General features: G+C 72.6%; 23 protein-coding genes. 14 read left to right on the plus strand and 9 right to left on the minus strand.

Annotated elements, in window-relative coordinates:
* Positions 1 to 2: 2 nt before the first annotated feature.
* Together recO and ACA361_RS15230 are read left to right on the plus strand one after the other, a co-directional pair.
* Entirely contained in the window at positions 3 to 764 is a 762-nt protein-coding gene (gene recO / locus ACA361_RS15225; protein ID WP_375012610.1) for a DNA repair protein RecO, read from the plus strand.
* Entirely contained in the window at positions 761 to 1558 is a 798-nt protein-coding gene (locus ACA361_RS15230) for an isoprenyl transferase (protein ID WP_375012611.1), read from the plus strand. The genes recO and ACA361_RS15230 overlap by 4 nt, the downstream gene beginning before the upstream one ends.
* A gap of 27 nt (positions 1559 to 1585) precedes the next feature.
* On the opposite strand, the gene ACA361_RS15235 is transcribed toward ACA361_RS15230, so the two are convergent.
* The 6 genes from ACA361_RS15235 to ACA361_RS15260 form a co-directional block, all read right to left on the minus strand.
* On the minus strand, positions 1586 to 2011 hold the full coding sequence (locus tag ACA361_RS15235) for an OsmC family protein (RefSeq protein WP_375012612.1): 426 nt from the start codon (positions 2009 to 2011) through the stop codon (positions 1586 to 1588).
* 38 nt (positions 2012 to 2049) lie between these two features.
* Positions 2050 to 2430, minus strand: coding sequence for a Fur family transcriptional regulator (locus ACA361_RS15240; RefSeq protein WP_375012613.1), 381 nt, complete (start codon positions 2428 to 2430; stop codon positions 2050 to 2052).
* Entirely contained in the window at positions 2427 to 3350 is a 924-nt protein-coding gene (locus ACA361_RS15245) for a metal ABC transporter permease (RefSeq protein ID WP_375012614.1), read from the minus strand. The genes ACA361_RS15240 and ACA361_RS15245 overlap by 4 nt, the downstream gene beginning before the upstream one ends.
* Before the next feature lie 16 nt (positions 3351 to 3366).
* The gene (locus ACA361_RS15250; protein ID WP_375012615.1) at positions 3367 to 4095 is read right to left on the minus strand and encodes a metal ABC transporter ATP-binding protein; all 729 of its coding nucleotides are present in this window, start codon (positions 4093 to 4095) and stop codon (positions 3367 to 3369) included.
* Positions 4092 to 5075 (minus strand): metal ABC transporter substrate-binding protein, encoded by a 984-nt coding sequence (locus ACA361_RS15255; protein WP_375012616.1) that lies wholly within the window; start codon positions 5073 to 5075, stop codon positions 4092 to 4094. Before ACA361_RS15255 ends, ACA361_RS15250 begins: the two co-directional genes overlap by 4 nt.
* Before the next feature lie 62 nt (positions 5076 to 5137).
* Complete coding sequence (locus tag ACA361_RS15260; protein ID WP_375012962.1) at positions 5138 to 5521, minus strand: DUF6703 family protein; 384 nt, start codon at positions 5519 to 5521, stop codon at positions 5138 to 5140.
* Between ACA361_RS15260 and ACA361_RS15265 the strand changes: the two genes are divergently transcribed.
* The 5 genes from ACA361_RS15265 (at position 5486) to secD (ending at position 11991) form a co-directional block, all read left to right on the plus strand.
* On the plus strand, positions 5486 to 5800 hold the full coding sequence (locus ACA361_RS15265; protein ID WP_375012617.1) for an antibiotic biosynthesis monooxygenase family protein: 315 nt from the start codon (positions 5486 to 5488) through the stop codon (positions 5798 to 5800). The genes ACA361_RS15260 and ACA361_RS15265 overlap by 36 nt on opposite strands.
* A 111-nt stretch (positions 5801 to 5911) precedes the next feature.
* Positions 5912 to 7297, plus strand: coding sequence for a DUF1906 domain-containing protein (locus ACA361_RS15270; RefSeq protein WP_375012618.1), 1386 nt, complete (start codon positions 5912 to 5914; stop codon positions 7295 to 7297).
* A 210-nt stretch (positions 7298 to 7507) separates the two neighbouring features.
* A complete protein-coding gene (locus ACA361_RS15275) occupies positions 7508 to 8896 on the plus strand; it encodes a glycine--tRNA ligase (RefSeq protein WP_375012619.1) in 1389 nt (462 codons plus the stop codon).
* 280 nt (positions 8897 to 9176) lie between these two features.
* On the plus strand, positions 9177 to 9647 hold the full coding sequence (locus tag ACA361_RS15280; protein ID WP_375012620.1) for a hypothetical protein: 471 nt from the start codon (positions 9177 to 9179) through the stop codon (positions 9645 to 9647).
* 73 nt (positions 9648 to 9720) lie between these two features.
* Complete coding sequence (gene secD / locus ACA361_RS15285) at positions 9721 to 11991, plus strand: protein translocase subunit SecD (protein WP_375012621.1); 2271 nt, start codon at positions 9721 to 9723, stop codon at positions 11989 to 11991.
* Between the two features lie 134 nt (positions 11992 to 12125).
* On the opposite strand, the gene ACA361_RS15290 is transcribed toward secD, so the two are convergent.
* Entirely contained in the window at positions 12126 to 14003 is a 1878-nt protein-coding gene (locus ACA361_RS15290; RefSeq protein ID WP_375012963.1) for a glycoside hydrolase family 15 protein, read from the minus strand.
* Positions 14004 to 14311: 308 nt separating this feature from the next.
* On the opposite strand from ACA361_RS15290, the gene ppdK reads away from it, so the two are divergent.
* From ppdK to ACA361_RS15320, 6 genes are all read left to right on the plus strand, one after another.
* Entirely contained in the window at positions 14312 to 16984 is a 2673-nt protein-coding gene (ppdK, locus tag ACA361_RS15295) for a pyruvate, phosphate dikinase (RefSeq protein ID WP_375012622.1), read from the plus strand.
* Positions 16985 to 17127: 143 nt separating this feature from the next.
* Complete coding sequence (locus ACA361_RS15300) at positions 17128 to 17874, plus strand: YdcF family protein (protein WP_375012623.1); 747 nt, start codon at positions 17128 to 17130, stop codon at positions 17872 to 17874.
* Positions 17875 to 17923: 49 nt separating this feature from the next.
* Positions 17924 to 19171, plus strand: coding sequence for a deoxyguanosinetriphosphate triphosphohydrolase (locus tag ACA361_RS15305; RefSeq protein ID WP_375012624.1), 1248 nt, complete (start codon positions 17924 to 17926; stop codon positions 19169 to 19171).
* Between the two features lie 138 nt (positions 19172 to 19309).
* The gene (locus tag ACA361_RS15310; RefSeq protein WP_375012625.1) at positions 19310 to 20536 is read left to right on the plus strand and encodes an NAD(P)/FAD-dependent oxidoreductase; all 1227 of its coding nucleotides are present in this window, start codon (positions 19310 to 19312) and stop codon (positions 20534 to 20536) included.
* Positions 20537 to 20584: 48 nt separating this feature from the next.
* A complete protein-coding gene (locus tag ACA361_RS15315) occupies positions 20585 to 21799 on the plus strand; it encodes an MFS transporter (protein WP_375012626.1) in 1215 nt (404 codons plus the stop codon).
* Between the two features lie 58 nt (positions 21800 to 21857).
* Complete coding sequence (locus ACA361_RS15320) at positions 21858 to 22322, plus strand: GtrA family protein (RefSeq protein ID WP_375012627.1); 465 nt, start codon at positions 21858 to 21860, stop codon at positions 22320 to 22322.
* Between the two features lie 71 nt (positions 22323 to 22393).
* Here the strand turns inward: ACA361_RS15320 and ACA361_RS15325 are convergent, their stop codons facing one another.
* A complete protein-coding gene (locus ACA361_RS15325; RefSeq protein WP_375012628.1) occupies positions 22394 to 23788 on the minus strand; it encodes an LVIVD repeat-containing protein in 1395 nt (464 codons plus the stop codon).
* 214 nt (positions 23789 to 24002) lie between these two features.
* Between ACA361_RS15325 and ACA361_RS15330 the strand changes: the two genes are divergently transcribed.
* Positions 24003 to 24674, plus strand: coding sequence for a DUF305 domain-containing protein (locus ACA361_RS15330; RefSeq protein WP_375012629.1), 672 nt, complete (start codon positions 24003 to 24005; stop codon positions 24672 to 24674).
* A gap of 39 nt (positions 24675 to 24713) precedes the next feature.
* Here the strand turns inward: ACA361_RS15330 and ACA361_RS15335 are convergent, their stop codons facing one another.
* The gene (locus ACA361_RS15335) at positions 24714 to 25589 is read right to left on the minus strand and encodes an LLM class F420-dependent oxidoreductase (protein ID WP_375012630.1); all 876 of its coding nucleotides are present in this window, start codon (positions 25587 to 25589) and stop codon (positions 24714 to 24716) included.
* Between the last annotated feature and the right edge of the window lie 146 nt (positions 25590 to 25735).

Consider the following 25735-nt stretch of genomic DNA (forward strand, 5'->3'; position numbering starts at 1 on the left):
GCGTGACCCTCTACCGCGATGAAGGCATCGTCCTGCGCACCCAGAAGCTGGGCGAGGCCGACCGGATCGTCACGGTGCTCACCCGGCGCACCGGCCGGATCCGCGCGGCCGCCAAGGGGGTCCGCAAGACGAAGTCGCGGTTCGGTGCCCGGCTGGAGCCGTTCACCCACGTCGACCTCCAGCTGTACGAGCGGCGCTCGCTCGACCTGATCACGCAGGCCGAGACGCTGCGCCCGTACGGCGAGCACCTGGTCACCGACTACCCGCGCTACACGGCCGGGACGGCGATGCTGGAGACGGCCGAGAAGCTCACCGCCGAGGAGGGGGAGCCGGCGCTGCGCCAGTTCCTGCTGCTGGTGGGCGGGCTGCGGACGCTGGCCGAGCGGTCCCACGACCCGCGGCTGGTGCTGGACGCGTTCCTGCTGCGGTCGCTGTCGGTCGCGGGCTGGGCGCCGGCGATCGACGAGTGCTGCCGGTGCGGCGACCGCGGGCAGCTGCGCGGGTTCGCGATCGCGTCCGGCGGCGCGGTCTGCGCGCGCTGCCGGCAGCCGGGCGCGGCGACCCCGGCGCCGCCGACGTTCGCGCTGATGCTGGCGCTGCTGCGCGGCGACTGGGAGTACGCGGACGGGAGCCCGCAGCGGCACCGGGTAGAGTGCAGCGGCCTCGTGGCGGCCTATCTGCAGTGGCATCTGGAGCACGGCATCCGGTCCCTCCGCCATGTGGAGCCCGAGGACACCGGAACGATCGACAGGGAGAGAGTTTGAGAAGGGCCGTTCAGCCCCCCGAACCGCACAGGGACGGGGCGCGCCCGCCCGCGATCCCGGCGAGCCTGGTCCCGCGGCACGTGGCGATCGTCATGGACGGCAACGGGCGCTGGGCCAAGGAGCGGGGGCTGCCCCGCACCGAGGGCCACAAGATGGGGGAGGACTCCCTCTTCGACGTCATCATGGGCGCGATCGAGCTGGGCGTCCCGTACCTGTCGGCGTACGCGTTCTCGACCGAGAACTGGAAGCGCTCGCCCGAGGAGGTCCGCTTCCTCATGGGCTTCAACCGGGACGTGATCCGGCGGCGCCGGGACCAGCTGAACGCGATGGGCGTGCGGGTCCGCTGGGCCGGGCGGCGGCCCAAGCTCTGGCGGAGCGTGATCAGCGAGCTGGAGACCGCGGAGGAGATGACCCGCGAGAACGACGTGCTGACGCTCCAGTTCTGCGTGAACTACGGCGGCCGGGCGGAGATCGCCGACGCGGCCGCCGCGATCGCCCGGGACGTGAAGGCGGGCCGGCTCGACCCGGACAAGATCACCGAGAAGGTTTTCGCTCGCTACCTGGACGAGCCCGGCATCCCGGACGTGGACCTGTTCCTGCGCTCGTCCGGCGAGCAGCGCACGTCCAACTTCCTGATCTGGCAGTCGGCGTACGCGGAGATGGTCTTCCTCGACACGCTGTGGCCGGACTTCGACCGGCGGCACCTGTGGCACGCCTGCGAGCTGTACGCCTCCCGCGACCGGCGGTACGGCGGGGCCGTCCCCAACCCGGTGGAGCCCGCCCCGGCCACCTGAGCCGGGACGGGCGGGACGGGCGGAGGATCAGGCGAGGGCCGCGTCCAGGGTGATCTTGGTCGCGGCCAGCGCCTTGCTGACCGGGCAGTTCTCCTTGGCGTTCTGCGCCGCCTTCTCGAAGTCGGCCGCCGACAGCCCGGGGACGTCGGCGCGGACGGTGAGGTGGATGCCGGTGATGCCCTCGCCCGGCTGGAAGGTCACCTCGGCCTTGGTGTCGACCTTGTTCGGCGGGGTGCCGGCCCCGGCCAGCCCGTGCGACAGGGCCATCGAGTAGCAGGTGGAGTGGGCCGCCGCGATCAGTTCCTCGGGGCTGGTGCGGCCGGCCGGCTCCTCGGCCCGCGACGGCCAGGTGACCTCGAAGGTGCCGACCTTCGAGGAGTCCAGCGAGACCGTCCCCTGGCCGCCCATCAGCGGCCCTTCCCAGTGCGCGTTCGCGGTACGTGTCGTAGCCATGCCGTCGATTCTTCACCATGCGCCCGGCGGCGCGGGCGTCAGCCCTTGGCGCAGTCGCCGCAGGTGCCGAAGACCTCGACGGTGTGCGTGATGTTCACGAACCCGTGCTCGGCGGCGATCGCGTCCGCCCACCGCTCCACGGCCGGGCCGCCGACCTCGACGGTGCGGCCGCACGCCCGGCAGACGAGGTGGTGGTGGTGCTCCTCGGTACGGCACGCGCGGTAGACCGCCTCGCCGTCGTCGGTGCGCAGCACGTCGACCTCGCCCGAGTCGCTGAGCGCCTGGAGCGCCCGGTAGACCGTGGTGAGGCCGATCTTGGAGCCGTCCGCCCGCAGATCGGCGTAGATGTCCTGCGCGCTGCGGAAGCCCTCGCACCCCGCCAGCGCCTCGCGTACCGCGTTCCGGCGGGTCGTCGTCATCCCCGTGCCACCTCCGCCTCGGCTTCCGTTCCCGTCCTGGGCGCGTCGGCGGCCGCCTTCGCGCCCGATCCCGCACCCGGTTCCGCGACCGCGCGGGCGGCCGCGGCCGCCCGCCATCGTCGCAGGACCGCGCCCCCGGCCACCGCGACCACGAACACCGCCAGCGCGAGCAGCACGATCGAGGGGCCGGGCGACAGATCGTACTGGAACGACCCGGCGAGCCCGGACACCGCCGACAGTACACCGATCCCCATGGCCACCAGCATCGTGCTCCGGAAACCCCGGGTCAGCTGCTGCGCCGCCGCCACCGGAACGATCATGAGCGCGCTCACCAGCAGCAGCCCGATCGCGCGCATCGCGATCACCACCGTGACCGCCGCGGTCGCCGCGATCAGGATGCTGAGGAACCGCACCGGCAGCCCCGCCGCCCGCGCGACCTCCTCGTCCTGGCAGAGCAGGAACAGCTCGCGGCCGAACAGCGCCACGATGCCGAGCACCGCCACCGCCAGGCCCGCGACCACGTACAGGTCGCTCGCCGACACGCTGCTGATCGAGCCGAACAGGTACGACTGGAGGTTGCCCGCGCCGCCGCCGCTCGCGCCGGTCAGCAGCACGCCGCCGGCCAGGCCGCCGTAGAAGAGCAGGGCCAGCGCGACGTCCGCGCCGCTGCGGCTGCGCGCCCGGAGCACCTCGATCGCCACCGCGCCGAGCACCGAGACCACCAGCGCGCCCAGGATCGGCGAGGACCCGGTGAGCAGGCCCAGCCCGATGCCGGTCAGCGCGATGTGCCCGATCCCGTCGCCGAGCAGCGACAGTCTCCGCTGCACGATGAACGTGCCGACCGCGGGCGCGGTCAGCCCGATCAGCACCGCCATCACCAGCGCGATGCGCATGAAGTCGTACTCGAGCATCTCCATCACGTGTCCCCCGCGAGCCTCATGAAGCACGCCCCAGCGCCGCGGTGGCGGCCCCGGTCGAGGTCTCCCGGACGACGCGGCCGTGGTCCAGGACGATCGTGCGGTTGATGAGCGGCTCCACCGGGCCCAGCTCGTGCGCCACCAGGACCACCGTGCGGCCGGCGGCGGCCAGCTCGCCCAGCGTGCCCGCCAGGGCGGCCTGGCTGGCCGCGTCGACGCCCGCGGTGGGCTCGTCCATCACGAACGCGTCCGGCTCGCCGGCCAGCGCGCGGGCGATCAGGACCCGCTGCTGCTGGCCGCCGGAGAGCAGGTGCGCCGAGTCGCGGGCGCGGGCGGACAGCCCGACGGCCTCGATGGCGCGGTCGACGGCGGCCCGGTCGGCGGCCGACGGCGGGCGCCAGCGCGACTGGCGGGCGATCCGGCCCGACGCCACGACCTCCCGTACGGTCGCGGGCACCCCGCCGCCCATCGGCAGCCGCTGCGGGACGTACCCGATCCGCTTCCAGTCACGGAACCGGGCCGGCGGGCGGCCGTAGATCTCGGTGCGTCCCGCCGACAGCGGGAGCAGCCCGAGCAGCGCCTTGACGAGGGTGGACTTGCCGGCGCCGTTCGGGCCGAGGACGGCCAGCAGGTCGCCGGGCTCGACGGCCAGGTCGACGCCGCGCAGCACGTCGCGGCCGTCCAAGCGGACATGCCCGCCGTTCATCGCGAACGGCGGGCCGGGCCGGGGCGGGGTGGGTGACTTCATGTGCATCCAAGTGCGGGCTTCAGCGTTTCCAGGTTCTTGCGCATGACGGAGAGGTAATCGCCGGAGGAGCCCTTCTCGATTCCCTCGACCGGGTCGAGCACCGCGGTGCGGACCCCGGCCGAGCGCGCGAGCGTCTCGGCGACCTTGGGGCTGACCAGCGTCTCGGTGAAGACGGTGGTGGCCTTGGACTCCTTGACCTCGTGCGTCAGGTCGGCCAGCCGCTTGGGGGACGGCTCGGTGCCGGGGTCGACCCCCGCGATGGAGATCTGCTGGAGACCGTACCGGTCGGTGAGGTAGCCGAACGCCGCGTGCGCGGTCACGATCGTCTTGCGCTCGCAGGTCTTCAGGCCGTCCTTGAACTCCTGGTCGAGCCTGTTCAGCTCGCCGGCGAGCGCGGCGGCGCGGGACCTGTACCCGGCGGCGTGCGCGGAGTCGGCGGCGGCCAGCCGGTCGCCGAGGGCCGTGGCGATCGTGGCCATGCGGCTCGGGTCCAGCCAGATGTGCGGGTCGGTCGGGCCGTGGTCGTGGCCGGCCTCCTCCTCGCCCTCGCCCTCGTGCTCGTGGCCGTGCTCGTGCCCGTGGTCCTCTTCCTCGGCGGGCGCGGGCAGCTGCTTGACGACGCTCGCGGCGTCCAGCGCCTTGTCCTTGGCGTGCTTGGCCACCGCGTCGTCGACGGCGGGCTGGAGGCCCTTCACGTAGACGGCGTAGTCGGCCTTCCCGACGTCGGCGATCTGCCGGGGGCTGAGCTCCAGGTCGTGGGGCTCGGTGCCAGGGCTGGTCAGCGTCGCCACGGTGGCGTCCGGGCCGCCGATCTTCCCGGCGAGCCAGCCGACCGGGTAGAAGGACGCGACGATCTCGGTCTTGTCGCCTCCGCCGCCACCGGCGCCCGCCTCGCCGCCGCACGCGGCGAGGCCGGTCAGGCCGGCGAGGGCCAGCGCGGTGATCGGGAGGGCGCGGAGGGGCCTGCGAGAGGTGAACACCCCACCAGTGTGGAGGAAAGTGAAAACCGTTGTCAAAACCGATCAAAGAACCGAGATCGGGCTCACAGCAGGTGATCGACGGCGAACGCCGCCACCAGCACCAACGCGGCGATCCGCAGGATCCTTCCCTGCATGCCCAAACCGGGCCAGCTGAGGTAGGCGAACCAGCTCAGCAGGACCAGCAGCACCAGCAGCCCCGCCGCGCCCACCCAGCCGCTGCCGACCAGCCCGACGGCCACCAGCGCGAGGATGACGGCCAGCAGGACCCAGCGCGGCAGCCGGGTCAGGAACACCAGCGGCGCGGCGCTCCAGCGTTCGACTGCGGCCCGCGTCCCCGACGGCTTCTCCGTGTTCACAAGGATCAACGTACGCCCATCCGGCCCCGGGACGCCCGGTGCCAGGATGGGCGGGTGATTGCGATTACCCGCTACCGGGTGCCCGAACAGGAGTCCGCGGGCTTCGCCGAGTCGATGACGGCGGTCCTCGACGCGCTGGCGGCCAGCCCCGGCTACCGCGCCGGCCGGCTCGCCCGCACGGTCGACGATCCCGGCCTGTGGGCGCTGGTGACCGAATGGGACGGCGCCGGCTACTACCGCCGCGCGCTCGGCGCGTACGACGTCCGGCTGCGGTTCATCCCGCTGGCGGCGCTGGCCGTGGACGAACCCGGCGCGTACGAGATCGTGACCTCCCGCGCCGCGGGTCAACGTCCGGAAAAGAACCCCTGACGTCCGGTTTCGGGGGACCGGTGGCGGTGATCACGACCCCATTGTCGTGATCATCTTCGCGGGGGAGTCGTGATGCGCCATGTTCCGGTATTCAGCGGTCTGCTCGGAGCGGTGGCGCTCGCACCCCTCCTCGCCGCGCCCGAGCCGTCCGCCCCGCGGTCCCAGGGCGACCCGCCCGCCGCGCTGAAGGCCGCGGCCACGGCCGCCGGCGGGCCCGCCGCCGGGACGCGGGTGCTCGCCTACCGGGGCGTGCGGTTCCCCGTTCCCGAGGGCTGGGCGGTGCACCGGCTCGACCAGGACCCGAACCGGTGCGTGCGGTACGACCGGCGCGCGATCTACGTCGGCGCGCCCGGCCCGCGGCCGGACTGCCCGGCGCGCGTGGTCGGCGGCGCGGACGTCCTGCGGATCGAGCCGGCGGCCGGGACCGCGGCGGCGCCCGGCCGCGCCGGCCCGCGGGCGGGCGCCGCCGCCCGGCTCGCCCGGTTCACGGTGAAGCCCGCCACCGACCACCGGACCCGGGTGGCCGTCCCCGAGGCCGGGGTCAGGATCATCGGCGCGTACGGGCCCGATCCGTCCGATATCGAGGACCTCATCCGGTCCATGCAGATCGACGCGGGCTGGAGCCGCGACGATCCCGACCGGGACGAGCCGGACATGGACAAGGACGGCAAGGACCCGAAGGACTCCGGCGACCGGCCCGACGACCGGCCGGAACCGCAGCCGAGCGCGTCCCCGCCGCCCTCGCCCGCGCCGGAGAAGCCCCGGCCGGAGCCGGCGGGGGAGCCCGCCGGGCCGCCGGCCGGAGGGGGCGAGAAGGCGTGGGCGATCGGCAAGGGCTTCGACGCCTGCACGGCCCCGTCGATCTCCGCGATGCGCGCCTGGCGGCGGGCGTTCAGCGTCTCCAACATGTACATCGGCGGCGCCTCGCGCGGCTGCGCCCAGCCCAACCTGAACCGCAAGTGGGTCCGGGCCGTACGGAAGATGGGATACCGGCTCATCCCCACCTACGTGGGGCTGCAGGCCCCCTGCAGCCGTTACCGGACCCACTTCACCGCCAAGAACGCCGCGCGGGAGGGCCGGAAGGCGGCGGCGGACGCCGTCCGCAAGGCCAGGGCGCTCGGCGTGCCCGAGCGCAAGCCGATCTACTTCGACATGGAGGCGTACGACAGCCGCAAGAAGTCCTGCCGCAAGGCCGTGCTGACGTTCCTGGAGAACTGGTCGCGCGCGACGGCGTCCCTGGGATACGTCCCGGCCGTCTACAGCAGCGTGACCTCCGCGATCCGCGACCTGGTCAGGGCCACGGACGTGGTCCAGCCGGACGCGATCTGGTTCGCGCACTGGGACGGCAAGGAGTCGCTCTACGACCACCCGGCCATCCCCGACCACCGCTGGCACCCGCACCGCCGGATCAAGCAGTACCGGGGCGGGCACAAGGAGACGCACGGCGGGGTCACGATCAACATCGACAGCAACAACGTCGACGGCCGGGTCTACTGACGGGCCGATGACCTGGGATCACGCGGCGTACGGGCGGGGGTCCGCGTGCTCTAAGCTGGGGAGCGCTCCGGAGCGCTGGGGACGCGCTTCCGGAAGCGGAACACACCGGGGATCACGCACTCGCCTTCGCGCCGCCCGTGGCCTCGCCCGTGGCCGGGCGGAGGGCGTACGGACAATCCCGCCGACCGCCAGTTGGATGGAGAACCGCTCATGGCACGCCGTTCCGACGTGTTGGACACGATCGTCAACCTCGCCAAGCGCAGGGGCCTGGTCTACCCGTCGAGTGAGATCTACGGCGGACTGCGCGCCTCGTGGGACTACGGCCCGCTCGGCGTGGAGCTCAAGAACAACGTCAAGCGCCAGTGGTGGAAGTCCATGGTGCAGGGCCGCGACGACGTCGTGGGCCTCGACTCCTGCGTGATCCTGGCCCGGGAGGTCTGGGAGGCCAGCGGGCACGTGCAGGCGTTCGTCGACCCGCTGACCGAGTGCCAGTCCTGCCACAAGCGCTTCCGGGCCGACCACCTGGAGGAGGCGTACGCCGAGAAGCACGGGAAGCCCCCCGCGAACGGCCTCGCCGACCTCTCCTGCCCCAACTGCGGGGTCAAGGGCTCGTTCACCGAGCCGCGCAACTTCAACGGCCTGCTGAAGACGTACCTGGGCCCGGTCGACGACGAGTCCGGGCTGGCCTACCTGCGGCCGGAGACCGCCCAGGGCATCTTCATCAACTACCTGAACGTGCAGCAGTCGGCCCGGCGCAAGGTGCCGTTCGGCATCGGCCAGGTCGGCAAGTCGTTCCGCAACGAGATCACGCCCGGCAACTTCATCTTCCGGACCCGCGAGTTCGAGCAGATGGAGATGGAGTTCTTCGTCCGGCCCGGCTCGGACGAGGAGTGGCACCAGTACTGGATCGACGAGCGGCTGCGCTGGTACACCGACCTGGGCATCACCAAGGAGAACCTGCGGCTGTACGAGCACCCGCAGGAGAAGCTCTCGCACTACTCCAAGCGCACGGTCGACATCGAGTACCGGTTCGACTTCGTCGGCGGCGAGTGGGGCGAGCTGGAGGGCATCGCCAACCGCACCGACTACGACCTGACCACGCACTCCAAGGCGTCGGGCGCGGACCTGTCGTTCTTCGACCAGGAGGCGGGGGAGCGGTTCGTCCCGTACGTGATCGAGCCGGCGGCGGGCGTGGACCGCTGCACGCTGACGTTCATGATGGACGCCTACGCCGAGGACGAGGCGCCCAACGCCAAGGGCAAGCTGGAGAAGCGCACGGTGATGCGGCTCGACCGGCGGCTGGCGCCGGTCAAGGTCGCGGTGCTGCCGCTGTCGCGCAACACCGACCTGTCGCCCAAGGCCCGCGACCTGGCGGCCCGGCTGCGCCGCAACTGGAACGTGGACTTCGACGACGCGGGCGCGATCGGCCGCCGCTACCGCCGCCAGGACGAGATCGGCACCCCGTTCTGCGTGACGGTCGACTTCGACACCCTGGAGGACGACGCGGTGACGGTGCGGGAGCGCGACACCATGAGCCAGGAGCGCATCTCGATCGACCAGGTCGAGTCGTTCCTCGCCGCGCAGCTGGTGGGCTGCTAGCCGGCGCCGCGCGGGCGCGGGAGAGCACGGGAGCGGGGCCGTCCGGCCGCCGGCCGCCACCCGGTCGCTGGACCTGGCCCGGCTGCCGCCCGCGCGGCCGTTCCCGGCCGCACGGGACGAGGCCGCCCCCGGGGGAGCGGGCGGACGAGCCCGCCGCCCGGGCGTGACGGCGCGCCGCCGGCACCGCCGGGGTCCGTCCATGGGCTAGCGTGGCCGGTGCCGGGGTCCGACCTCCGGCACCGGCCGCTCGGGCCGGCCGAAGCCGACGGGGAGGATGCGCGTGCGCGACGTCCCGCGGCCCGTCCTGCCCGAGTCCCCGCCCGCCCGGGACGACCGGGGCCGGCTGGCCCGGCTGCTGATCATCGCGCTGGGCCTGGTCGGCTTCGTGGCGGCGCCCGCCGCCGGGGCCACGGCGGCCGGCGCGGGCGCCCAGACCGGCGTACGGGCGGCCGGTGTTCCCCAGGCCGGGCAGAACGCCCAGGGGACGCGCCAGGCCGCGTCCAGCGGGACCTCCCGGCAGCGCACCCAGCCGACCACGCCTCCCGAGCGCGCGATCGTGGCCGCCACGTCCCGGCAGTCCGCCGTGGCGCAGGCCCCCATGCCCGTCCCGGCGGTCCCGCCGCCGGGAATCACCGTGCTCGCCCCGCACGACCTGGCGGAACGGCCCCTCCCGGCCTCGCACGAGGCTCCGGCGGTTCCCGGCGGCGGCGCGCCGCGCGGGCGCGCACCGCCGCCCTCCACCGGGATCTGACACCGTCCGGCCGGTGCGCGGCACCGGCGTTCCCGCGGCGCCTCCGGGCGCCGGCACCTGTGGAGGTCGTTCCTTGACTCGCGCCAACCTGGTGCGGGCGTTGCTGGCATTGGCCATCCTCGCCACCTCGTGCTATTTCGCGTTCACCAAACCCGCCCGCCTGGGACTCGACCTGCGCGGCGGCACCCAGATGGTCCTGGAGACCAAGGACTCCCCGACGGTCAAGGCCGGCCGCGAGTCCACCGACCGCGCCAAGGAGGTCCTGCAGCGCCGCGTCGACGCGCTCGGCGTCGCCGAGTCCACGATCACCCGGTCCGGCGACCGGCGCATCATCGTCGAGCTGCCCGACGTCCAGGACCCGACCCGCGCGGCCGAGGTCGTCGGCAGGACCGCGCAGCTCACCGCGCATCCGGTCCGGACCAACGACGGCAAGCCCAAGCAGGGCGAGAAGATCATCAACGACGAGCAGGGGCAGCCGATCCTGATCGGTCCCGCCGGCCTCACCGGGGACGGGATCGGCTCGGCCGACTCCGGCTTCGACCAGCAGAACATGAGCGGCTGGTTCGTCACCGTCAAGTTCCGCGGCGGGGGCGGTGCCGCCTGGGAGAGGATGACCGCCAAGGCCGCCTGCGGCATGGGCGACGACCGCCGGATCGCGATCGTCCTGGACGGCGAGGTCATCTCCTCGCCGGGCGTCACCCAGGACGTGCAGTGCAACATCGGCATCACCGGCGGCTCCACCCAGATCACCGGGGACTTCACCCCGGAGGAGGCCAAGAACCTCGCCGCGCTCATCCAGGGCGGCTCGCTGCCGGTGCCGGTCGAGATCATCGAGCAGCGGGTGGTCGGCCCCACGCTCGGCGACGCCGCCATCGAGGCCAGCGCCCAGGCCGCGATCATCGGCATCCTGCTCACCGGCCTGTTCATCATCGCCGTCTACCGGCTGGTCGGCTTCCTCGCCACGATCGCCCTGGCCTGCTACGCGCTGATCTCGTACGCGGCGCTGGTCGCGATCGGCGCGACGCTCACGCTGCCCGGCCTGGCCGGGTTCGTGCTGGCCATCGGCATGGCGATCGACGCGAACGTGCTGGCGTTCGAACGGGCCAGGGAGGAGTACGCCGCCGGGCCCGGCAAGGGCGTCCGGCGGTCGCTCGCGACCGGCTTCGACAAGGCGTGGTCGGCGATCGCCGACTCCAACATCACCACGCTGCTGGCCGCCGGGCTGCTGTTCTTCCTGGCCTCCGGGCCGGTCCGGGGCTTCGGCGTCACGCTGTCCATCGGCGTCCTCGGCTCGATGGTCTCCGCGATGCTGCTGAGCCGGGTGCTCACCGACGCGGTGCTGTCGCGGCGGATGGTCGCCCGCCGGCCGAAGCTGACCGGGCTCGGCTCCACCGGCCGGGTCCGCCAGTGGCTGGAGCGCCGCGACCTGGACATCATGAAGCGGCGGCGGCTGTTCCTCGGCATCTCGGCGCTGGCCGTCGTCATCGCGATCACCGGCATCTTCGTCCGCGGGCTCAACTTCGGCGTCGAGTTCACCGGCGGCCGGCTGGTCGAGTACTCCACCTCGCAGCCGATGAGCATCGACACCGCCCGCACCGCGGTCGCCGACGCCGGCTTCCCGCGCGCGGTCGTCCAGTCGTCCGGGACCGACGACATCTCCGTACGGACCGAGAAGCTCACCAACGCCGAGGTGACGTCCATCCAGAAGGCCCTGGCCGGCAAGGGCGGCGGCCAGGTCACCAAGCAGCGCGACGAGCTGATCGGCCCCAGCCTCGGCGACGAGCTGCGCCAGAAGGCGATCATCGCCCTGGCCATCGCCCTGCTCGTCCAGCTGGCCTACCTGGCGTTCCGGTTCCGCTGGACGTTCGGGCTCGGCTCGGTGGCCGGCATGTTCCACGACGTGGTCATCGTCATCGGCATCTTCGCCTGGCTGGGCAAGACCCTGGACGGCGTCTTCCTCGCCGCGCTGCTCACGGTCATCGGCTATTCGGTGAACGACTCGGTCGTCGTCTTCGACCGCGTCCGGGAACTGTGGGGGGCCAGACCCAAGGCGCCGTTCTCGGAGGTGGCCAACGCGGGCGCGCTGCAGACAGTGCCCCGCACGGTCAACACCGGCATGGGCGCGCTGTTCATCCTGGCCGCCCTCGCGTTCCTGGGCGGCGACTCGCTGACCGACTTCGCGATCGCCCTGCTGATCGGCATCGTCGTCGGCACGTACTCCAGCGTCTTCGTCGCGACGCCGCTGGCGGTCGTCCTGGAGAAGCACGCCAAGTCGCCGCCGCCCCGCCCGAAGATCAAGCGCGCGCCCCAGCGCGAGCGCACGGACTCCGGCGCGGTCATCTAGCGGACGGCCGGGGCGGGGCCGCCGGCCCCGCCCCGGCCACGGGGTATGCCCCAGGTCCGCGGCCACGGCCGCTACCGAACCGTGCCGTGACCGGCGCGAACGTCGCGGTCACGGCACGGAAACGGGGCCGGGCGTCAGGCGAGCGGGGGCTGGTGCTCGTCCTGCTCGGCGTTGATCACTTGCATGACGGCGTTGATCAGGGCCAGGTGGGTGAACGCCTGGGGGAAGTTGCCCAGGTGGCGGCCGGTGTGCGGGTCGATCTCCTCGGCGTACAGCTGGAGGGGGCTGGCGTACGAGAGGAGCTTCTCGCAGAGCGCGCGGGCGCGCTCCAGCTCGCCGATCATCACCAGGGTGCTCACCAGCCAGAACGAGCAGATGGTGAACGTGCCCTCCTCCGACTGGAAGCCGTCGTCGGTCTCGCTCGCGCGGTAGCGCAGGACGAGGTCGTCCTCCGACAGCTCGTCGGCGATGGCCAGGACCGTCTCGCGGACCCGCTTGTCGTCGGCCGGGAGGAAGCCCAGCAGCGGGATCAGCAGGGCAGAGGCGTCCAGGGCGGTGGCGCCGTAGTGGGCGGTGAAGACGCCGCGCTCGTCCAGGGCGTTGGCCAGCACGTCGGCGTGGATCTCGTCGGCGGCCGCCTGCCAGCGGCGGGCGCGGTCCTGGTCGCCGCGGATGCGGGCCAGCCGGGCGCCGCGGTCGGCGGCCACCCAGCAGAACATCTTGGACGAGGTGAAGTGCTGCGGCTCGCCGCGCACCTCCCACATGCCGCAGTCGGGGGTGCGCCAGTTGGCCAGCGCGTCCTCGACCTGCTTCACCACGATCTTCCAGAGCCGGTCGTCCAGCCGGTCGCGCTTGCGCACGAACATGTAGATCGAGCCGATGATCGCGCCCCAGACGTCGTGCTGGGCCTGCATGTACGCCTCGTTGCCGATCCGGACCGGGCGGGCGTCGTCGTAGCCGCTGAGATGGTCGAGGGTCGACTCGGGCAGCTCCTCGCGGCCGTCCAGGCCGTACATGATCTGGAGCTTGCCCTCGGCGGCCTCGGCGACGTCGGTGATGAAGTAGAAGAAGTCGTTGGCCTCCCAGTCGTACCCCAGGGTGTAGAACGCCCACAGCGCCATCGTGGAGTCGCGGATCCACGTGTAGCGGTAGTCCCAGTTGCGGTCGCCGCCGGGCGTCTCCGGCAGCGAGGTGGTGGCGGCGGCCGCCACGGCGCCGGTGGGGGCGTACGTCAGGCCCTTGAGGGTGAGCGCGCTGCGCTGCAGGTGGCTGCGCCACGGGTGGTCCGGGAAGCGGCCGCGGTCGAGCCAGTGCTGCCAGTGGTGGACGGTCCAGACCAGCCGCTCCTGCGCCTCGGCCCACGTGCCGGGCGGCTCGTGCTCGCTCCAGGACAGCGCCACGAAGCGCGCGTCGCCCTGCTTGAGCAGGGTGCGGGACGTGGCCAGCGAGCCCTCGAAGCCGACGTTCATGTCGGTGGTCAGGCGCAGGTTGACGCCGTTCCCGCGGGCCACGGCCTCGTGGTAGCCCGCCCCGGTGTGCTCCCAGCGGGCCGGGGTCTGGCCGTAGTCGAACACCGGCATGCAGTCGAGCCGCACCTGGACCTGGCCGTTCACGCACCGCACCATGCGCAGCAGCACGTGGTCGGCGTCGTAGTCGGTGGGGGCCCGCCGGTGGGTGTGGGACCGCTCGGTCTCGTGGTGCCAGGGCCCCATCAGCAGGGCGTCCGTCACCACCAGCCAGCCGCCGTGCACCCACCAGGTGGTCTCCATGACCATGGTCCCGGGGATGTAGCGCTGCGCCGCGGGCACCTCCACGCCGGCCGGGCCCACCCGGAAGTAGCCGGCGTCGCGGTCCAGGATCGACCCGAACACGCTCGGCGAGTCCATCTTGGGCAGGCACATCCACTCGATGTTGCCGCTCGGGGCCACCAGTGCGGTGGTCTCGCAGTCCGACAGGAACCCGAAATCGGCGATCGGGGCGAACGGGTCTCCCGCCCGGCCACCGGCGACCATCGGCCTCACAGCCTCACCTCCTCGTTCCATCATTCCCTCTCGATCGCAGTGGGTACGCCACGTCACGGCGGGGTTTCCGGCAGGTGACCGGCCGGTGTCCCGGGTGACGAGGGTGTTTCTCATGCAATCTGTCTTGTATGTCCATATTGGAATAGACCAGTACAGGCCCCTTGACCTGCGCGAACACCGTACGGCCGATGGGGCGCCGAACGAAGCTCGGCTTCGCGGGTACAGTCCCGGCCAACAGGGCGGCGGCCAACCGCCGCAGCCTTGTTTCCGGGTGGAATCGGAGCGTTAAGGAGCACCCCGTGCCGAAGTTCGTGTTCGACTTCACTGAGGGGAACAAGGACCTCAAGGACCTGCTGGGGGGCAAGGGCGCCAACCTGGCCGAGATGACCAACCTCGGTCTCCCGGTGCCGCCGGGATTCACGATCACCACCGAGGCATGCCGGCACTACCTGGAGCACGGGTCCTTCCCCGAGGGCCTGGGCGCCGAGGTGAACGCGCACCTGGCGGCGCTGGAGGAGCGGATGGGCAAGCGCCTGGGCGACCCCGGCGACCCCCTCCTCGTCAGCGTACGGTCGGGCGCCAAGTTCAGCATGCCCGGCATGATGGAGACCGTCCTCAACATCGGCCTCAACGACGAGTCGGTGCACGGCCTGGCCGCGCAGTCGGGTGACGAGCGGTTCGCGTGGGACTCGTACCGGCGCCTCATCCAGATGTTCGGCAAGACCGTGCTGGACATCGAGGGCGACCTGTTCGAGGACGCCATCGAGGCCGCCAAGGAGGCCAAGGGCACCAAGGACGACGGCGACCTGGACGCGGCGGACTTCCGCGCCCTGGTGGACCGGTTCAAGGGCATCGTCCGCGACCGGGCCGGGCGGGACTTCCCGACCGACCCGCGCGAGCAGATGGACCTCGCGATCAAGGCGGTGTTCGACTCCTGGAACGCCGACCGGGCGATCCTCTACCGCCGCCAGGAACGCATCCCGGTCGACCTGGGCACCGCCGTGAACATCTGCTCCATGGTGTTCGGCAACCTCGGCATGGACTCCGGCACGGGCGTGGCGTTCACCCGCGACCCCGCGTCCGGCCAGCAGGGCATCTACGGCGACTACCTGCAGAACGCCCAGGGCGAGGACGTCGTCGCCGGCATCCGCAACACCGTCCCGCTGACCGAGCTGGAGCGGATCGACAAGGCGTCCTACGACCGGCTGCTCGAGATCATGGAGACGCTGGAGAACCACTACCTCGACATGTGCGACATCGAGTTCACGATCGAGCGCGGCAAGCTGTGGATGCTCCAGACGCGCGTCGGCAAGCGCACCGCCGCCGCCGCGTTCCGGATCGCCTGCCAGCTGCTCGACCAGGGGCTCATCGACGCCGACGAGGCCGCGTCCCGGGTCACCGGCGACCAGCTCGCCCAGCTGATGTTCCCGCGCTTCGACGAGGCCCGGCTCGCCGACGCCCGCAAGCTGACCAAGGGCATGAACGCCTCGCCCGGCGCCGCCGTCGGCAAGGCCGTCTTCACCTCCGAGGCGGCCGTGGCGGCCGCCGAGAACGGCGAGGACGTGATCCTGGTCCGCCGCGAGACCAACCCCGACGACCTGGCCGGCATGTACGCCGCCCGCGGCGTGCTCACGTCCCGCGGCGGCAAGACCTCGCACGCCGCCGTGGTCGCCCGCGGCATGGGCAAGACCTGCGTCTGCGGCGCCGAGGAGCTCGACGTGGACGTCAAGGCGGGCCGGTTCACCGCGCCCGGCGGCGTGGTGGTGAACGAGGGCGACGTCGTCTCCATCGACGGCAGCAGCGGCCTGGTCTACCTCGGCGAGGTCCCGGTCGAGGACTCGCCGGTCGTGCAGTACTTCGAGGGCCGGCTGCGGGCGTCCGAGGGCGGCGAGCTCGTCCAGGCCGTTCACCGGATCATGAAGCACGCCGACGAGCGGGCCGCGCTGAAGGTGCGGGCGAACGCCGACAACGCCGAGGACGCCGCCCGGGCGCGCCGGTTCGGCGCGCAGGGCATCGGGCTGTGCCGGACCGAGCACATGTTCCTCGGCGACCGGCGGCAGCTGGTGGAGAAGCTGATCCTGGCCGACGGCGACGCGGAGCGGCAGGCCGCCCTCGACGCGCTGGAGCCCCTCCAGAAGAGCGACTTCGCGGGCATCTTCGAGGCGATGGACGGACTGCCGGTCACGATCCGGCTGATCGACCCCCCGCTGCACGAATTCCTCCCCGACTTGACCGAGCTCTCGGTCAAGGTCGCCCTCGCCGGTGACGGCGCCGATCCGCAGGACCGCCGGCTGCTGGAGGCGGTCCGGCGCCTGCACGAGCAGAACCCTATGTTGGGACTGCGCGGCGTGCGGCTGGGTTTGGTCATCCCGGGACTTTTCTCCATGCAGGTACGGGCGATCGCCGAGGCCGCGGCCGAGCGGCGGCGGGCCGGCGGCGACCCGCGCCCGGAGATCATGATCCCGCTCGTGGGCGCCGTCCAGGAACTGGAGGCGGTACGGGACGAGGCCAGGGAGATCCTCGCGGAGGTCGCGGAGGCCACAGGTGTGGACGTTCCCGCCCTGGTCGGCACCATGATCGAGCTGCCGCGGGCGGCGCTGACCGCGGGCCAGATCGCCGAGGCGGCCGAGTTCTTCTCGTTCGGCACCAACGACCTCACCCAGACGACGTGGGGCTTCTCGCGGGACGACGTGGAGGCGGCGTTCTTCTCCCGCTACCTGGAGCTGGGGATCTTCGGCGTCTCGCCGTTCGAGACGCTGGACCGCGAGGGCGTCGGCCGGCTGGTCCGGATCGCGGTGGAGGAGGGCCGCAAGACCCGGCCCGACCTGAAGCTCGGCATCTGCGGGGAGCACGGCGGCGACCCCGACTCGGTCCACTTCTGCCACGAGGCCGGGCTGGACTACGTGTCGTGCTCGCCGTTCCGGATCCCGGTGGCCCGGCTGGAGGCGGGCCGCGCCGCGATCGCCGGCTGACCGCGGCCGGCCGGCCCTGTCCCGTTCCGGCCGGACTGTGACGCGAAACCGGTGGCCGCCGGCGAACCGCCGGCGGCCGCCGGGCCGTCTAACCTGACGTGTCGAGTGCGATGACGTTGGAATTCGAGCCGCCGGGGACAGGGTTGCCGGAAACAGGGCGGGACGACCCGCCGCAGGGGGACGGGCCGAGCCGCGACGAGTCCGGCGGGTCCGGCGGGTCCGGGCGGCGCCGGCCGGGCTGGTTCTCGATCAGCCTCGTCGTGGTGCTCGGCCTGCTGGCGTTCGCCGTGCTGACGCCGCTGACCGTGGCGTGGCGGGTCTGGTACCAGGCGCGCCAGGACGAGCGCCCGAAGTCGGACGCGATCATCGTGCTCGGCGCCGCCCAGTACAACGGGCGGCCCTCGCCCACCCTCCAGTGGCGGCTCCAGCACGCCCTCGACCTGTACCGCAACGGCACCGCCAAGGCGATCGTCACCGTCGGCGGCAAGCAGGAGGGCGACAACTTCACCGAGGCCGCCGCGGGCAAGAGATGGCTGGTCGAGCGGGGCGGCGTCCCGGCCGCCAGGGTCGTCGCCGTACCGGAGGGCTCGGACACGCTGGAGAGCATGCGGGCGGTCGGGCGGCGGTTCGATCAGCTCGGCTGGAAGTCGGGGATCATCGTCACCGACCCCTGGCACGGGCTGCGATCCAAGAAGATGGCCGAGGACCAGGGGATCGAGGCGGCCGCCTCGCCCACGCGCAGCGGCCCGAGCGTGCAGACCCGCGAGACGCAGCGCCAGTACATCGTCCGGGAGACCGGCGGCTACCTGTCGTACGTGCTGCTCGGCAAGAGCGTCCGGGTGCCCAACGAGACGATCAAGACGGTCCCGTCGCAGACCGCCACCCCCTAGCCATGGCGAATCCACCTGTACCGCGGGCCGCGCGAATACGCTGGGCACGATGACGGATTATTCGGACCGCGACCGGGAGCGCTGGGCTCCCGAGGCGCCCAAGCGGCGGGACCGCACCGCGTTCGAGCGCGACCGGGCCCGGGTGCTGCACAGCGCGGCGCTGCGCCGGCTGGCAGCCAAGACCCAGGTCGCCTCGCCGGGCGCGGACACCCCCGGCAGCGTGCAGAGCCTGCGCACCCGGCTCACCCACTCGCTGGAGTGCGCCCAGGTCGGCCGGGAGCTGGGCAAGGCGCTCGGCTGCGACCCCGACCTGGTCGAGACGGCGTGCCTGTCGCACGACATCGGGCACCCGCCGTTCGGCCACAACGGCGAGGTCGCGCTGGACGCGGTCGCGCGGCCCTGCGGCGGCTTCGAGGGCAACGCGCAGAGCCTGCGGGTGCTGACCCGGCTGGAGCCCAAGTCGTTCGCCCCGGCGGGCCCGCCGCTGTACGGGCGCGGCGTCGGCCTCAACCTCACCCGCGCGGCGCTCGACGCGGCGATGAAGTACCCGTGGCCGCAGGCCGCCGCGGTGAACGGCAAGTTCGGCGTCTACCAGGACGACGCGGACGTCGCGGAATGGGCGCGGGAGGGCGCCGCCGGCACCCGGACGTGCTTCGAGGCGCAGGTCATGGACTGGAGCGACGACGTCGCCTACTCCGTCCACGACCTGGAGGACGCCCTGGTCGCCGGGCACGTCGACTTCGCCCGGCTGGCCGATCCGGCCGAGCGGCGGCTGGTCGCGCACACCACGATGAAGCTCTACTGCGACGACGCGGCGCCGGCCGAGCTGGAGGAGCGGTTCGCGGCGCTGCTGGCCGAGCCGTGCTGGCCGGACCGCTACGACGGCACCCCGCGCACGCTGGCCGCGCTGAAGAACCTCACCAGCACGCTGATCGGCCGGTTCTGCCTGGCCGCCGAGGACGCCACCCGCGACGCGTACGGCGACCGGCCGCTCACCCGGTACGCCGCGGACCTGATCGTCCCGCGCGCGCAGCGGCTGGAGTGCGCGCTGCTCAAGGGCGTGACCGCGCACTACGTGTGGATCAGCCACGAGGAGACGCGGGCCCGGCAGCGGGAGCTGATCCTGGAGCTGGCCGAGCTGATGCTGGCGGGCGCGCCCGGCACGCTGGACCCGCTGTTCCGGCCCGCGTTCGTGGACGCCGCCGACGACGCGGCCCGGCTGCGCGCGGTCGTCGACCAGATCGCGTCCCTCACCGACACGTCGGCGATCGAGCGCCACCGGGCCCTGCGCGGGTAGCCGGGCCGGAGAACCTTGGCCGCGGGGTGGCGCACTTCATGCCCCGGGATGGCGATAGGCGGGCCTTGTCTTGGTAATGACGCCGCTGTAGGGATACAAGAACGACGCCCAAGCGGTGCGCACCCTCAGGAGGTCGCCATGTCCCAGGAGACGTTCGTCATCGTCGGCGCGAGCCTGGCGGGCGCGAAGGCGGCGGAGACGCTGCGCGCGGAGGGCTTCGAGGGGCGTGTCCTGCTCGTCGGGGAGGAGATCGAGCGGCCGTACGAGCGGCCGCCGCTGTCGAAGGGGTTCCTGCTCGGCAAGGAGCCCAGGGACAAGGCGCACGTGCACGACGCCGACTGGTACGAGGCCAACGGCGTCGAGCTGCGGCTCGGCGTGAAGGCCACCGGCATCGGCCGCGAGCAGCGGGAGGTCCGGCTGTCCACCGGCGAGCCGGTCACCTACGACCGGCTGCTGCTGGCGACCGGTGCCGCGCCGCGCCGGCTGGACGTGCCGGGCTCGAAGCTGCAGGGCATCCACTACCTGCGCACGATGGCGGACGCGGCGGAGCTGCGCGAGGCGCTGTCGCACGGCGGGCGGCGCGTGGTGGTGGCGGGGGCGGGCTGGATCGGCCTGGAGACCGCCGCGGCGGCGCGGACGTACGGCAACGACGTGACGGTGATCGAGCCGGAGCCGACGCCGCTGCACTCCTCGCTCGGCCCGGAGGTCGGCGGGCTGTTCGCCGACCTGCACCGGCGGCACGGCGTGGACCTGCGGCTGGACCAGGGCGTGGCCGGGTTCTGGGGTGCCGGGCAGGTGTCGGCGGTGGTGACGTCGGGCGGCGCGGAGGTCCCGGCGGACGTGGTGGTCGTCGGGATCGGGGTGCGGCCCAACACCGCGCTGGCCGAGGAGGCCGGGCTGGAGGTCTCGGACGGGATCCTGGTGGACGCCTCGCTGCGCACCTCCGATCCGGCGATCTACGCGGCCGGCGACGTGGCCAGCGCGTACCATCCGCTCCTCGGCCGCCGGATCAGGGTGGAGCACTGGGCGAACGCCCTCAACGCGGGCCCGGCGGCCGCCCGCGCCATGCTCGGGCAGGACGTGAGCTACGACCGGGTGCCGTACTTCTTCACCGACCAGTACGACCTGGGCATGGAGCTGTCGGGGGTGGCGAGCCCCGGCGAGTACGACGACGTGGTCTTCCGCGGCGACGTGGACGGCCTGGAGTTCATCGCGTTCTGGCTGGCCGGCGGCCGGGTGGCGGCCGGGATGAACGTCAACGTGTGGGACGTGACCGGCGACGTCCAGGCGCTGATCCGGTCCGGCGAGCCGGTGGATCCCGCCCGCCTGACCGACCCGAAGATCCCGCTGGGTGAGGTGATCTAGCCGTCCGGCAAGTGATCGTCCGGCCGCCCGGCACGTAGGGTCGGCCGGGTGGCGACGGAGACGATCAACGTTCTGGGGCGGGCCCGTACCGCCGTCATCGTGGCCTTCGTCGTGCACGGCCTGCTGTCGACCGCGTGGGTGGCGCGGATCCCGCAGATCAAGGACGACCTCGGGCTGAGCGAGGGCGCCCTCGGGCTGGCGCTGCTGGGCGCGCCGGTCGGCGTGGTGGTGGCGGTGCGGTTCGCGCGCTGGACGGTGGCGCGCTGGGGGAGCCGGGCCACGACGGTGGCGGCGGGCCTGACCGGCGCGGCGGCGCTGGTGCCGCTCGGCCTGTCCTGGAACCTGGGGGCGCTGGCCGCCTCGCTGGTGCTGCTCGGCGGCTCCCTCGGCCTCATGGACGTGGCGATGAACGCCCAGGGCGTGGCGATCGAGCGCGGGTACGACCGCCCGCTGATGTCGGGGCTGCACGGCGCGTACAGCATCGGGACCCTGGCCGCGGCGCTGGCCGGGTCCGGCGCGGCGCACCTGGGGGTCCCGGTGCCGGTGCATCTCGGCGGGATGGCCGCCGTGCTGGCGGCCGCGCTGCTGCTCGGCTGCCGCGCGCTGCTGGACCGCTCGGCCGATGCCGATCCCGTCCCGGCCGCCGTGCCGCCGCCGGACGGGCCGCCGGACGGGGCGGCGGCCGGGGCGCGGGCGCTGCCCAGGGCGCGCTCGGTGCGGTGGACGCTGGCGATGCTGGGGACGATCGGGCTGTGCTCGTTCGTCGGCGAGGGCGCGGCGGCCGACTGGAGCGCGGTCTACCTGCGCGAGGGGCTGCACACCGGCGCCGGCACGGCCGGGCTCGCCTTCGCGGGGTTCTCGGTGGCGATGGCGGCCGGGCGGCTGGCGGGGGACCGGGTGGTGGCGCGGTTCGGTCCGGTCCCGGTGCTGCGGGCCGGGTCGCTGATCGCCGCGCTCGGCCTCGGGCTGGGGCTGGCGGCGGGCCATCCGGCCGCCGCCGTGGCCGGTTTCACGCTGTTCGGGCTGGGCGTGGCGCCGGTGGCGCCGGTCACGTTCAGCGCGGCGGGCAACCTGCCGGGCGTCCCGGCCGCGGCGGGCATCTCCCGGGTGACGGCGGTCGGCTACCTCGGCCTGCTGGGCGGGCCCCCGGTGATCGGGTTCGTGGCGCAGGGGGTGGGGCTGGCGTGGGCGCTGGCGGTGCCGGTCGCGCTGGCCGGGACCATCGCGGTGATCGCCGGGGCGGTCGCGGCGGCGCACCGCTGACGGTCTTCGGGGAGGTCGTGACTCCGGCGGCCGGACGGCTCGGGTAAGGTCTCGGCGAGTGAGCATCCTCCAGCGGTCGGCGCCGGTCCGAACGCCGCCGCCCGTCCCCGCGCGCCGCACTTTCGTGCGCGAGCTGCTCACGTTCGGCTGCGTCGGGTTCCTCGGCACGGTGATCACCATCGGGGGCGCCAACCTGCTGCGGCACTGGCTCGGCGGCGGGCCGCTGACCAGCGTGGTCGTCCCGACGATCGTCTCCACGCTCACCTCGTACCTGCTGAACCGGCACTGGACGTTCAGCCACCGCGACAGCGAGGGCTCGGGCCGCGAGGTGCTGCTCTTCGTCGCGCTGAACGGCGTCGGGATGGCGATCCAGGTGCTGTGCACCGGCTTCGTCTTCTACACCCTCGGGCTGCAGGGCAAGCTGGCGTACAACGCGGGCCTGCTGGCGGGGCTGGCGCTGGGGTCGGCGTGGCGGTACTGGTCGTACCGCAAGTGGGTGTTCACGCCGGCCGCGGCCGCCTGAAGCACGCGAAGGCCCCGGCGGTACGCGGGGTCGCGCACCGCCGGGGCCGGTGACCGTTCAGGCCGTCGCGGTCAGCGGCGGTCGAAGTAGTCGGGCTGGGTCTGGGCGTTCAGCTCGTCGAGCCGCACGCGGGCGCCCTTGTCGGTGCGCCTGTCCCTGATCTGCAGGACGTCCAGGCCCTTCTGGATGTCGTTGGAGTAGATGTAGCCGTTGTAGTAGTACGCCGACCACGAACCGCCGATCTGCAGGGTGTCGGAGAACGGGCCGCGCTCGAACCAGCCGATCTCCTTCGGCCGGCGCGAGTCGCTGAAGTCCCACACCGAGATGCCGCCCTGGTACCAGGCCTGCACCATGATGTCCTTGCCCTTGACCGGGATCAGCGAGCCGTTGTGGGCGACGCAGTTCTCGGTCTCGGCGTTGGGCCGCGGGATCTTGTAGTAGCTGCGGAACTCCAGCTTGCGCTTGGAGCCCTTGCCGACGATGTCGTAGATCGCGTTGGCGCCCTTCTCCGGGCCGACCTCGGCGTTGCAGGTGGCCGCGCCGCCGCCGCCGAGCTCGTCGGTGAAGACGACCTTGTTGGCGCTGTTGTTGAACGTGGCCGAGTGCCAGAACGCGAAGTTCTCGTCGTCCCGGACGCTGGTGATGGTGCGCGGTCTCTCCGGGTTCGAGATGTCGAAGAGCACCCCGTCGCCCATGCAGGCGCCGGCCATCAGGTCCTTGTCCGGGTACGAGGTCAGGTCGTGGCAGCCGGAGGTCTCGGACGTCCCGTTCGGCCACGGGGTGCCGGGCGGGTCACCGGGGTTGCCCCCGTCCGGGAACAGGTTCGGCTCACCGACGACGGCCGCGGCCTGCGGGTTCTTCAGCGGGACCTTGATGATCGAGATCAGGTCGTGCGGCGGCTGGCAGTCCGGGAAGGTGCTGCTCGGGCGGTACGAGGACACGTAGATGTACGCGGTGCCGTGCTTGCCCGGAACGAGCGTGTTGGTGTGCGAGCCGCACTTGGTCTCGACGGCCTTGACGTAGCGCGGGTTGCGCACGTCGCTGATGTCGAAGATCTTGATGCCCTCCCAGGCGGACTTCTCCGTGGCCGGCTTCGGCACGGCCTGGCAGGAGTCATCGCTCATCGACGAGTCGGTCGACAGGAACAGCAGGTTCCCGGAGATCGTCACGTCGTTCTGCGGCCCGGGACAACTCACGACGCTGACGACCTTGGGCGACTGCGGCCGGCTGATGTCGTAGATCGTGAAGCCCGCGTAGTTGCCGCCGAACGCGTACCGGCCCTTGAACGCCCAGTCGGAGCCGTAGTTGTTGACTCCCTGCAGCGGCCCCTGCTTGGGGATGTTCGCCAGGTGGTGCATGTTGGGAGTCTTGACGATCTCGTCCTTGCCGGGGATGTCGGCCGAGGCCGCCGGGGCGACCAGGACTGTGGAGATCGCCAGAACCGCTGCCGAGAGTGTGCCCAGCAAGGTTCTGCGGGTGGTTCTTCGTCCAGGGAATCGTGCCACTCTGCACTCCTTCGCCGATGCCATCGGTGCCATGGCATAGATCATCCGGAGTATGAAGAAAAACGTCCCGCTTGGATAGGTCTGAACATATCTGTGAGCATCTTGAGATCTGCGCCCCTTTTCGGGTAACGCGTCCGCTGGATACGGTCGCCGTAGCCGAGGGCGTGGAGGACGGATGCGGCAGCGGATCTGGGCGGCGACGACGGCGCCCGTGCTGGTCATGGGCGTGCTGGCCGGGTGCAGCGGCGACCCGGAGGGGAAGGCGGCGCCGAGCGCGACCGTGATCCAGCCGGGCCGCCCCGGCGAGCCGAACAGGACCGCCGTGAAGGGCCCGGCGACCCCGGCGCCGCCGACCGAGGCCGAGGTCCGGTTCGTGGAGATGATGATCCCGCACCACCAGCAGGCGCTGGAGATGTCCGCGCTGGCGCCCGGCCGGGCCGAGAGCGCGCAGGTCAAGTCGCTGGCGGAGCGGATCAAGGCCGGGCAGGGCGCCGAGATCGGGGCCATGCGGGCCTGGCTCCAGCGCAACGGCCGCACGGCCACGTCCGGCCAGGGCGGGCACGGCGGCCACGGCGCCCACGGCAGGCCGTCGGCCGGGGCGGGCGGCCACGCCGGGATGCCCGGCATGGCCACGCCCGATCAGCTGGCGCGGCTGAAGGCCACCCGCGGCACCGAGTTCGACCGGCTCTTCCTGACCCTCATGATCACGCACCACCAGGGGGCGCTGACCATGGCCGAGGGCGCGCTGGACAAGGGCACGGACGTGGTCGTCCAGGAACTGGCGCGGGACGTCCAGTCCGGCCAGCAGGCCGAGATCAACCGGATGCGGGCCCTGCTCTCCGAGTGATCGCCGCCTGGCCGCGCCGGCGGGCGGGACGCGGGCGGGTCAGCGCCCGGCCGGGACGATCTTCTCGGTCTGCGCCAGCGCCTCGCCCAGCAGCCCGGCCAGGTCCTGCCCGGTGCCCTGCGAGAAGATCACGTGGTCGACGCCCGCCTCGGCGAGCCGGCCCACGGTGTCCACCGCCCGGTCCACCGACGGCTCGCCGCCGTCCGCGAAGAAGGTCAGCGAGGTCTTCTCGATCGCGTCGTAGTCGCGGCCCTCGCGCTCGCAGTGCTCCCGCAGCACCTCCAGCTTGCGGGGCAGCTCGTCGGAGTCGAAGATGTTGCAGGCGTCGGCGTACTTCGCCACGAACCGCAGCGTCTTCTTCTCCCCGGTCCCGCCGATCAGCACCGGGGGGTGCGGGCGCCGCACGGAGACCGGCGAGTCCAGCGGCCGCTCCAGCCGGTAGTGCCTTCCCTCGTACGGGCTCTCGTCGCCCTGCCACATCCGGTGGGCGATCTGCAGCGTCTCCTCCAGCCGTTCGAACCGCTCGGCCGTCGGCGGGAACGGGACGCCCAGCCCGCGCGACTCCTCGTCGTTCCAGGCGGCCCCGATGCCCAGCCAGGCCCGCCCGCCCGACAGCACGTCCAGCGTGGTGACGGTCTTGACCAGGATGCCGGGATGCCGGTACGTCACGCCGGTGACCAGCGTGCCGAGCGTGATCCGCTCGGTCAGCGCCGCCGCGTACGCCAGCGCCGAGTAGCCCTCCAGCATCGGCTCCTCCGGCGGGCCGACCATGGAGATCTGGAAGAAGTGGTCCATCACCCAGAGCGAGCGCAGCCCCGCCTGGTCGGCGTCGCGGGCCATCCGGCCGAACTCCGGGCCGATCCGCTCCGATCCGCCGGAGAAGGTGAAGCTGGGGATCTGCAGTCCGATGCGCATGTGCGTTGTTCCTCCGCGAAGGCGGGACGGGTGTGCGGTTCCACTCTGCGAGCTGGAGCGCGCTCCAGGTCAAGCTCGGCCTTCCCGCGGAACGGCGGCCGAACCGGGACGTGCGGCCCCGGGCATTGACCTGGAGCGCACTCCAG

This window comes from Actinomadura sp. 21ATH, assembly GCF_041951345.1.
Lineage (GTDB): Bacteria > Actinomycetota > Actinomycetes > Streptosporangiales > Streptosporangiaceae > Spirillospora.